1 protein-coding gene is annotated in these 11989 nt (G+C 46.7%); it reads right to left on the bottom strand.

All coding sequences use genetic code 11. The annotated features are described in order from the left end of the window. Window positions 1-25 precede the first annotated feature (25 nt). Window positions 26-11974: a bacillomycin D hybrid PKS/NRPS BamA gene (gene bamA / locus OVA33_RS15370; protein WP_063636653.1), complete on the bottom strand. Its 11949-nt coding sequence runs from the start codon at window positions 11972-11974 to the stop codon at window positions 26-28. Window positions 11975-11989: the final 15 nt, after the last annotated feature.

Here is an 11989-nt window from a genome sequence, read left to right as displayed (position 1 = left end):
TAATTTAAAGAAATAATGCTTTTCCCTAAAAGTTCAATTGAATAGAATCAAGCGCGTTCTCTTCTTCCTCATTGCTGCCGCTCAATCCGATATGTTCGATTAGAATGCTAGGCTGTTCCAAAATCGCCGATAGGATGTGTAAGTAGTCGTTTGATAAAACCTCGATTCTGCTTTTCTTAAACAGTTTTTTCGAATATTCAAACAGTCCGTGATAGTTGTCGCGGTCCGCCTGAATCGACAAGGTCAAATCGAATTTGGCAACCGGATGATGAAATGGATACGGCTTGAGTTGAAGGGAATCGAAAGTCAATTCAGCATGATCAAGATTTTGCAGCACAAACATCGTATCGAATAAAGGATTACGGCTTGAATCTTTTGGAAGATGCAGATGCTGAATTAATTCTTCCAATGGATAGTCTTGATTTTTATAGGCGTTCAGCATGTTTTCTTTTACTTCGTTTAAGTAGGCATCAAATGTTTTACGGCCCGCCGGGTGATTGCGAATGACTAACGTATTGACGAACATTCCCACGACCGGCTCTACATCCAAATGAGTCCGCCCGGCAGATGGCGTTCCTACGATAATATCTTCTTGTCCGCTGTATTTGGATAAAAGAATCGTATAGGCTGCCAATAAAATCATATACAGTGTTGCTCCTGTGTCTTCTTCCATTTGGCTTAAACGCTGTTTCAAGTGTTCGGGTATAAGAAATTCAAATGATTCGCCTTCGTAATCGCGTATGGCAGGCCGCTCATAATCCGCAGGCATATCCAGTACAGGAATATCACCGTGAAACTGATCCAGCCAATACGCTTCCTGGCTCTTGATGTTCCGTTTCTGAATGTCCGATTGCTGCCAAACTGCAAAGTCTTTATATTGAATAGAGAGCGGGTCCGGTTCGTTCCCCTCGTAGATTCGGCTTAAATCTTTCATCAGAATATTGACGGACACGCCGTCAGAAATGATATGATGCATATCAACCACAAGCACGTGCCGCGCAGGTTCAATTTCAATCAGTCCGGCCCGCATCAGCGGCGGTTTGGCTAAGTCAAACGCTTTGATGAAATCAAACACACGGTCTTCCGCTTCTTCTTCGCTTGCTTGAATTCGTTCTATCGTAAAGTTGACGTTCTGATGAATACGCTGTGCCGGCTCGCCTTCATATAAATCAAAGCTGGTCCGCAACGCTTCATGACGCGCGATTAATTTTCGGAAAGCGGCGTTTAACCGTTCGGGATCGATCGTCCCTTCTACATTCATGGCACCCGTCATATTGTAAGTCAGCTCGCCGCCTTCTGTGTGACTTAACAAATACATCCGCCTCTGAGCTGAAGAAACCGGATAATATGGCATTTCCTTTGCTGCCGGAATCGGTACATATCGATTTTTGTCCATGTGTAACGCCTTGTCAGCCAATTGTTCAATGGTAGGAAACTTGAATATGTCTTTGAGAGACAGATTCACATCCAGCTCTTTGTGAATTCTGGCGGCTAAGGCAGCCGCTCGGATGGAGTTGCCTCCGAGATCAAAGAAATTATGTTTGATCCCCGCATGGCTTATTCCGAGCACTTCCTTCCATAAATCTGTCAGTTTGGACTCCGTCTCATTACCCGGCGGAACATATTCAGCTGTCTGCTGCAGACTCGCTTCTGGTGCAGGCAGTGCCTTACGGTTTATTTTCCCGTTGGATGTTAACGGCATATGCTCCAGATGGACAAAATAGGACGGAACCATGTAGTCCGGAAGCTGCGATGACAATTGTTCCCTAAGCTGCGCAGCCGCTATAGGCTTGTCGCTTACGTAATACGCGCATAATTGTTTTAAGCCGTCTTCTTCTTCTTTCACTGTAACCGCGGCTTTTTGCACCGCTTCCGCGTTATGCATTGCTGCTTCAATTTCACCAAGCTCGATTCGGTGTCCCCTGATTTTGACTTGTTCATCAACGCGCCCAATATATACAAGATTTCCGTCCTTCAATCGCTTAGCCAAATCCCCTGATTTGTACATCTTCGCTCCCGGGACATACGGGTTTTCAACAAATTTCTCTGCCGTTAAATCCGGGCGGTTCCAATACCCTCTGGCAACACCCGGTCCGCTGATATATATTTCGCCGATTACCCCGATGGGAACCAGGTTTCTGCTTGCATCGGCCACATAAATATCCGTGTTGGCAGCCGGAGTGCCGATCGGTACAAATTCCCGCTTGTCCCGTTCTGCGTCGAACTGATAAATCATACATCCGACGACAGCTTCCGTCGGTCCGTATTCATTGAAAATGTCCAGCCGGCCTTTAAACTGCTCGCTGACACTTTTGGCCAGACGGGTGCTTAAATTTTCTCCGCCGACAATCATTTTCCGTATTGCGGTGCCGCCAGCGATATTCATCTCCTTGATGACGTGCAGATGTGCCGGGGTCAATTTGATCATGTCTATTCTTGAGTCCCGCATAATCTCAGAAAGCACAGCGCTTTTATCTTCGCCGTCAAAGACAATGATGGTATTTCCCGTAACCAGCGGTGTAAATATCGAGGTCACAGTCAGATCGAAAGAGATGGAAGAGTATAATGGGAAGTTGGTTTTCTCACCTCTTACATAAACCTCTTTCGCCCACCAAATATAATCAGCCAGTCCCTGATGCTCAATGAGTACACCTTTTGGGTTTCCCGTCGAACCTGACGTATAGATCATATAGGCCAAATCATGCACATCGCTGTCCGATTCAAGATTCGAGTGATCCTCATGGTATGAGTTTTCCTCATCCAAAAGCACAACGTCACCATCATACGGTAATTGATCCAGCAGGCTGCGCTGTGTCAACACAACCTCCGCCCTTGAATCTCTCAGCATATATTGGATCCGATCTTCCGGATATTCAGGATCAATGGGCACGTATGCGCCGCCGGCTTTCAGAACAGCCAAAATTCCGACAATCAGCTCGATCCGATGCGGGCAGATGATGGCAACGAATTGATCCGCTTGTACGCCTTTTGTCCGTAACGTCCGCGCCAATCGGTTCGCCCGTTCATTGAGCTGTCTGTACGTATACCGCTCATTGCCAAAAATAACGGCTTCATGATCGGGACTCTGTTCCGCCTGCATTTCAAACCACCGATATACCGTTTCCTTATGCGGATACGGCGTCTTTGTGCCATTACACTCCGTCAGCAGTTGATGCCGTTCGGTTTCAGACAGCATAGGAACGGAAGACAATGTCATCTCCGGCTGCTCAACAAGGCTGTTTAAAATGGCGGTATAGTGTCTGGTGATCTGTTCAATGGTGTCTTTTGTGAATCGTCCCGGTTTATAATCAAAATGCATCTCTATCTGTTGACCGGCATCTTCGATCGTGAGCATCAAATCATATAAAGAGACCCCTGGATTTCGTTCTTTCACTTTAAATGTACATTCATTGTGCCGGATTTCATGAAATTCAATGTTTTGAAACACAAACATCGTGTTAAACAGAGACTTTCCGGTTGTTTCCCGCTGCACATTTAATTTTTCCACAAGCCGGTCGAATGGATAGTCTTGGTTTTCGAAAGCGTCAAGCGTCTGCCGCTTTACTTCTTCCAGATAATCCGTAAACGTTCTATTGGCGTGCGGCTTCGTCCGGATTCCGATGGTTTGTATGAAAATACCGATGATCTTTTCGATATCGGGATGATTTCTTCCTGAAGCAGGCGTGCCTACGACAATGTCTTCTTGTCCCGTATATTTATGAAGCAGCACATTATAGGCGGCCAGAAGCACCGTATAGAGAGTCGTTTCCGCCTTTTGTGCCAAGTCTTGAAGCGAACGGATGACATCCTGCTGTAAGGAGCATGTCACACGCTGTCCCTCAGAAGACCGTTCTGCCGCTTTTGAACCGTCTGTCGGCAGGTCAAGGATGGGAATTTCGTCTTGAAATTGTTCCAGCCAATATGTCTCCTGCCGCTTCATGGCATCGTCATTCAGCCGTTGGTTTTGCCATTCTGCGAAATCTTTATATTCAAATTCAATGTCCGGTAATGGTTTCTGATGATATAAAGCCAGCAATTCATTTGTCAGGATGTTGACGGAATAACCGTCCGAAATGATATGATGCATATCGATGAGCAGTTCGGCCTGCTCGTTTTCAATCTTGATCAGCTCCGCACGAACTAACGGAGCTTGGTCCAGGCGGAACGGTTTTACAAACCCTTCTGAATAGGCATCAAATTCGTCCCGGCTCATTGTCCGGACATGAACGTTAAAATCAACTTCGTTTTCAAGTTTCTGAACGATATCGCCATCTATAATGTCGAAATACGTGCGAAACGCTTCGTGCCGCTGCATCACTTGTTGAAGAGATGAGATCAGGGCTTGCTCATCGTACTTCCCTGTTATTGATATGTGGCCGAACATATTTTGCGCCAGCTGATCCGGTTCCAGTTGGTGCAGGAAATATACTCTTTGCTGCGCCGGCGATGTCGGGTAATACGCTTTTTTCTCGGCAGCCTTCATCGGGAGGTGCACGACTTTCGTTTCGTTCTGAATGAAACGTGCTAATTCCTTAACAGTCTGGTGATTAAAAAATTGTCCGATGGAAACCTTTTGATGAAATGTCTTCTGAACTTTGGAAAGCATAAGCGTCGCCTGGAGTGAGTTTCCTCCCAGAGCCAGGAAGCGATCTGATCTGCCGACCCGTTCAAGGCCGAAAAGTTCCTCCCAAATCCGCGCCAGCTGCCGCTCCGTTTCATTTACCGGCGCCTCATAGACTTCAGTAAAATTTGCCGTATTGCTTCCTATTGAAGAGACCCGCTTCTGGTGTTCGGCGTAAAGTGCTTGTAAATCATGCTGTTCTTCATCGGAAAACATCATCATGGCGTCAAGAGGGATTGAATCTCCCTCAACCATTTTTTGCAGCAATTTTGCAAAACCCGCTCCCCACTTTTTCATGATTTCCGGACTGATGACGTTCGTATTAAAATCGAAATCAAGAACATATTCTTGATGCGCGTCAGTTATGTTAAGAAATAAATCGTACAGGGTGCATTTTACCGGGTATGCAACGGGCTCCGCCTCCGCCTTTCCGAAATGCAGCTTTCGAAAAGGCCTGTCTAAATTAAAGATAATACGCATATCCGGCACTTGATCGTGCGGAAGCTCTCTGGCCACCAATGTCATCGGGACGGCTTGGTGCCGCATTGCAAGATTCACGCTTTCTTTCATATTGCCAAGATAACCGGATAAAGTGCTTTCTGAAGAAGACGTGTTCTTCACCGGAATCATATTGACGCAATTTCCAATCAGAGCATGCTGTTTCATATGCGATTGACCTGCTGCGGGGATCCCGATCACAAGGCCTGACTGTTTGGTAAGCCGGTGCAGAAAAAGATGAAATGCACCCAGCATCGTCACAAATACGCTATTTTTCATCTGAATGCTTAATGACCTTAAAGCCTCGCTCAATGGCCGTCCAAGCCTGACGGTACACCGGTCTCCCTCATACCCGTTCGGATAACGGACAGAAGCTGTGCTTGGCAGAATTGGCTGCTGTATCGGTTCAGAGAAATGACGCCGCCAATAACGGACCCCTTCTTCATAATGGCCGCTGTCAATCTGTGCCTGCTGCCAGTCTAAGTATTGGCGAAACGAAACATCTGCCTCTTTCGGTGAAATCGGTTTTCCTTGTACTATTGCCGCGTAGTTGCTCTCCAGTTCTTGAACAAAAACGGCGATTGACCATCCATCGGCAATGATATGATGGAACGTGAGCACAATCAGATGTTCATTGTGAGCCGATGTAAGCACATGGATTCTAAACAAAGGCTTTTGTTCATGGAAATGAAACGGCCGCTTGGCATCTTCTGTCAGCCATTTTTGGATTTCCGGCTCCCGATGTTCATGCGGGTGACCGGTAAAATCAATGACAGGTATTTCTATATTCATCCGTTCCTGCACTTGCTGTACCTCGTCATCGGGATGAATCACCGTACGTAAAGCTTCATGACGGTCAACGATATGCCGGACGGCTTGTTTTAATGATGTATACTGCAGTTCGCCCTTCACTTTCAGCATAATGGACTGGTTTAAAGCGGCGGAAGCTTCATTCCCGTAATGGGATGCCATAACCAACTGCTTTTGTTCAGGTGAAAGCTCGCGCGTCCCGGACTTTTTACGGCCTCCGCCATCAGGGGAATCCGGACCTTCCGGGATAAATCCGCCTCGGCGAAGATCCTCCACCGTGTCTTTCACCGCTTGAATAATATTTTCGATATCATCCGCGGTATGCGCGGCAGACAAGAAGCAGTTGCGTCCTTCCCACACATAGACCCCTTTATAGTTGAGGTGGTAAAAGAACAAGTCATTATCAAGCGATGAGACAAACCGGAATAAAGAACCGAATCGAACCATGCGGATAGGCACTTGCGCTTGTTCGAAGCAGCGATTCAGCTCATCGACCAGGTAGGCTGTTTTTTGATTAAGCTGCTCATACAGATGTTCTCCCTCGGTTTGCAAATGGCGAAGGACGGCTAATGACATCCTCATGGTAAGCGGGTGAGTATTGAAGGTGCCGGCCACAAACGTGCGCTTCGCCTCGTCTTGCGGGTAGGAATCGTCCCCATACTGCCAGGTACCCCCGTCGATCGCATTCATGAACTCAGCTTTTCCGGCAACTACCCCTAACGGCTGTCCGCCGCCGATGATTTTTCCGTAGGTCACTAAATCAGCCTGAATGCCGAACCATTCCTGTGCGCCGCCGAGACCGATCCGAAATCCGGTAATAATTTCATCCATAATCAGAGCTGTTCCGGATTGCCGCGTGATCGCCCGCAATTCTTTCAAAAATGCCTGCGGCTGCAAATCCGGTCTGCGGCTTTGTACCGGTTCCACCAGTACGGCTGCCAATTCATCACCAAGACTGCGGATCACATCCAGCGAATCGGGATTGTTGTAATGTAAAATAATCAAATCATCCATAAAGCTCTGCAATATGCCCGGAGCCAGCGGATTCGCAGACGCAGCCCCGCCTTTTGTGCCGGCAACCCCTAATACGCCGTCAAACGTGCCGTGATAAGATCCTGAGAACGCCACGACTTTCTTTCTTCCTGTTGCCGCCCGCGCCAAACGCAGGGCAACCATGACGGCCTCTGTTCCGGAATTATAGAAAGCGACCCTTTCCACTCCGGTACATGTGCGGATCCGGTCGGCAACTTCACCGGCGACATCTGACATCGGGCCCAGCGGAGGCAATGATGAACGGGTTGAATCATCGATAACCTGTGTAATAAAGGAAGGATGATGCCCGAAAAGGTTAACCCCGAATCCCATGGTGATATCGATATATTCATTTCCGTCAATATCCCACATTTTAGAACCGTCAGAACGTTCGGCGATAATCGGGTATACGATTTCTTTCCAATACGAACGGAAGCTGGACAAATTGCGGTTGTTTGCATGAGCAAATCGGGTGTTGTCCGTATATTGTTTGGAACCTTTCGTTTTATCTGCGTATTTCTTGATGAAATCTTCTAAGTATTGTTTTTGCCGTGCGGTATAGTGTCCCTGATCATTCAGGTTCTGAGGCTGGAAAGGAACATAGGGTTTCGCTTCTTGAGCCGCTTTCTGTTCTGCATTGACGGTCGGAGGCCCCTGCTTGACAGAAGGAATTGATTTCTCTTGCGCTTTAGCGTATTCTTTCTCACCGGAATGATGTCCGCTGTTTCTCAGCAAATTAAAGCTATTTAATTGAGCTTGCAAGGCATCCTGAATTAATTGATTCTGAGATGCGATTATTTTTTCGAGCGTATACTCTTGATGACCATCTCTGCGATCCGATTCAGGCTGCGCTTCTGAAATGACCTGTTTTTCCTGCGCCGGAACATTCTCTTGAGGCGGAGCGGATGCAAAGGACGATGGAACGGTATCAGCCAAGTAATCTATGACACTTTGAAGGTTGGTCAACGTATCAAAAAAACGATCCATCGGGATGTCTACCCCAAATTCGTCCGCGATGGCTTTTTTGACCTGTGACAGCATGATAGAATCCATTCCGAGCCCGATAAAATGAGCATTCAGATCGAGTTCCTCCGCTCTGATCCCCGAAGCATTGCTGATTACAGTTTTCAAGAAGGATTCAATGTGCGCTTTCGATTGATTGATATTCAATGCTGCTCCTCCTTTCTTTTCGCCCTCGTTTAAGCGCAATTGGTCAGCTTCAGCCCAGCATCGGCTCCGTTCAAACGGATACAGGGGCAATGGCGTCTTTTGTACAGTTTCACCGGAATAAAGCGCGCGCCAATCGATAACGGCTCCTTGCACAAATAATTCGGCTGCGCGATGCAGCCATGTGATCCGTTCATCTTGCGTACGTAAACGCTGCTTAATCAGAGCGGCTGCTTGTTGATTCAGCTCTTCTTTATGAGCAGGCAGCATTTCCTTCATATTCTTGTAACCGATGTATACACCGGGAAGGTTTCTGTCTCCCTGAATCAGGCGGGTCAGCTTATCCGATAGTTCTTGTTTACCGGATACAATCATGGCAATGCCATGATCCAAATGAGCCCTGCCCGTACTGGCTGTATAACAAATGGACTTTAATGAAGCTTGGCTGTCATCCGATACATATTGCCGGTACTGCTGTGCGAGTTCATAGAGTGATTTTTCAGTATGAGCGGATAAAACAAATAGGTGCGGCCCATGTTCATCCTCGGGCGCATACTCACTTTGAGAAATATATTCTTCCAGTACCACATGAGCGTTCGTTCCGCTAAAGCCAAATGAGCTGACTCCGCCTCGCAGCGGCTCATCACCCGATGTGAACTCCGAAACTTCCTGATTCACATAAAATGGTGATGAGTGAAAATGAATGAGCGGATTAGGTTCATTAAAGTGCGCTAACGGCGGATTTTTCTTGTGATTCAGCATGAGGACAGATTTGATCAATCCGACGATGCCTGCCGCTTCAAACAAATGACCGATGTTCGATTTAACAGAACCAATCGCACAAAATTGTTTTTTTGCCGTATACTTTTCAAACGCTTTACAAAGCCCGTTAAATTCAACCGGATCGCCGAGCTTCGTTCCGGTGCCATGCGCTTCGATGAAAGATAGTGTTTCAGGAGCAATGCCCGCGTCTTTCCAAGCCGTCTCAATGACCTCAGTCTGAGCTGCCGGATTCGGTGCTGTAATCCCGGCGGTTGTTCCGTCTTGATTCATCGCGCTTCCCTTGATTACGCCGTAAATATGGTCTCCGTCGCGAACAGCATCCTGCAAAGGTTTTAGCAGGACTGCGGCCGCGCCTTCACCTGTGCCCGTTCCGTCTGAATCTTTGCTGAACGTTTTCGTGTACCCGTCCGAAGATTCCATATCAAGCCCGATACAGATCGGCAAGAGCGATGTCCGGATACCGCCGGCAAGAGCCATTTCACAATCGCCGGACATTAAAGATTTACATGCCATATGAACGGCGGCAAGCGATGAGGAGCATGCCGTATCCACTGTGACCGCCGGCCCTTTTAAATTTAAGAAATAAGCGATTCGGCTGGCTAGCACGGAAGGGAGATTGCCCACGATATATTGATGAAGTTCCTCCGGATAATTCGCAGAAAGGAGACGTTCATAATCGTAGCCCACCTTCGAGTACCCTGCATATACCCCGACACGGCTCCCGTTCATGCTGCCGCCGGCATAGCCCGCATCTTCAATCGCATGCCATGCAGACTGCAAAAACAGTCTTTGGTTAGGGTCCATAAACTGAGCCGTTTTAGGAGCTAAACCGAAGAACGAATAATCAAAGCGGTCGATTTCATCTAAATAGCCGCCCTTCACAAACTGATTCTCATTGAATTCGCTTTGGATGGACTTTAAATAATCCGCCGCATCTTTCAGCCGGGATTCGGGGTATTCTCGAATGCTGTGCTCACCTTTTTCAAGCAGATTCCAAAAATCACTTTTCGTTGACGCTCCCGGGACATTGAGCGACATCCCGATAATGGCGATATCTTTCGGTGTCACATGGCTTGGTTTCGCTGCCGCGTCCTGCTTGATTTCAGCCCGGCTTTCAGACAGATATACCGCTAAATCAGTGATAGAAGGATACGTAAAGAGATCTGAAACGGAAAGCTCGCGTCCGAATTTCTGTTCTATGCGCTCGGCAATCTGCGATAACTGTAATGAATTTGCTCCCATATCAAAATAACTGTCAGCGAGGTGAACCTTTTTTCCATCGAGCACTTCGGAAAAGATAGACAGCAATTCCGTTTCTATCTCATGAATGGGTGTCTGTCCGGATGTTTCCGTGCTGCTCCCCAAACATTCATTGATGGCGGCAGACTCTGTTGAAAAATTCCCTGCCTCATACTGTCTGGCAAGTTCGTAGCGTTTAACCTTTCCGCTGGTTGTTTTAGGGAGTTTTCGGATCGGAAGGACTTCTTTTATGCTCCAGCCGCCCCGCTTGTACAAATGTTTTTTTATCTCTTTGACAAGCGGTGCGAATTTTTCAGGTGATTTTTTGTAAACAACAAAGAGCACGATTTCTCCGCTTTGTGTCTTTTGATCATATACACCGCAGGCGGCAACCCTTCCTAAGTCAACCTCTTCCATTTCAATCGCGACCCGTTCAATATCGTGCGGGTAGATATTTTTTCCGTTCACGAAAATAATGTCCTTTTCTCTTCCGGTTACGACTAAGTTACCACTTTCACTAATAAATCCGAGGTCTCCCGTTTTTACCCAGCCGTCAGAAGTCAGCGCTTTTTCCGTACTCTCGGGGTTGTTGTAATACCCTTGCGTCACATTGTCTCCTTTGATCTGGATATGGCCGATGATTCCGTCTTCTACTCTTTCATTTGTTTCATCGGAGATCCGAAGCTGACAATAGTCAATAGGTTGTCCCACCTCGACGAATGAAGCGCAATGTTGGTCCTCTTTGCTGACTTTTACAGCTCTTTCACCAAGATTTAAATAGTCACGATGCAAATAAACGGGAACGAATTCTTTACCTATTTTAGAGAACGCTGCGCCAACCGAAGCTTCCGCTAAACCGTAAACATTCAAAATGGCGGATCTTTTCAGATTGAATGCTGCGCATCTTTTTAAAAATTCGTCACACAGCTCCGGCAATATCGGTTCTGCACCGTTTGCGATGACCTTGATGTGGGATAAATCCCAGTCTGGTTCGTTTTTCAGAAATTTAAGGAAGTAGTTGTACCCGAAATTAGGAGATGATAGAATACTGGCTTTATGTTCATGAGCTTTTTTCATCCAAAGAATAGGTCTGCGAATAAATAACTCTGTAGGCATTAGATTTTGATTGATTCCGGTTATGAAGGGAACAAGGTGGCAGGCGATGAGCCCCATATCATGCGTTAAAGGCATCCATGATAAGAAAGAGTCTTTCGAATGAACGTGTAGGGCATTCCCAATGGCGCACGTGTTATGTATTAAGTTGTGATGCGTTAACATGACTCCTTTTGGATCTCCTGTCGATCCGGAAGAAAATTGGATAAAGGCGAGTTCATCCGCATCAGGTTCATAAAACGAAGCGGGGTAATCGTAGGTTTGATCTTGAATGACGTCAGATTTTTCGTTTAATTGATGATGGAAATCCTGTAAATCGTGTTCTGCAGCGTATTTCTTTATTTTGTCCAATACTTTTTCAGAGGCAATCAGAAACGGATGATTTAATATATTCCAAATGCGCCAGACCTTCAGCTTATGGTCATCATCTTCTCCGATACTGACCGGCACCGGGATCATTCCTCCTAATATACAGGCCCAAAAAGCAACGACAAATGATTTGTTTTCTTGGATTTGAAATACAATTTCCTGCTTCGGCTTAATGCCGAGATGCTGTAAATAGCCAAGATACCCTTGCGCCTCTTCAAACAATTGGCGGTAAGAGACAACCGTCTCGTTTTTATCGGATTCGATAAAACGGATCCCGCGATCAGAGATACTGCTTCTTTCCCGAATGACATCTACTAAGGTTTGGAATTGACTGGTATACATAGGTCCCCTCCTGGG

It is taken from the genome of Bacillus sp. KICET-1, from assembly GCF_027721405.1.
GTDB classification, from domain to species: domain Bacteria; phylum Bacillota; class Bacilli; order Bacillales; family Bacillaceae; genus Bacillus; species Bacillus velezensis.
This window is presented reverse-complemented; position numbering and strand designations above follow the sequence as displayed.

Excerpts from the sequence above, each read along its gene's own strand:
- bamA (WP_063636653.1), bottom strand. The coding sequence starts at position 11,974 with ATGTATACCAGTCAATTCCAAACCTTAGTAGATGTCATTCGGGAAAGA.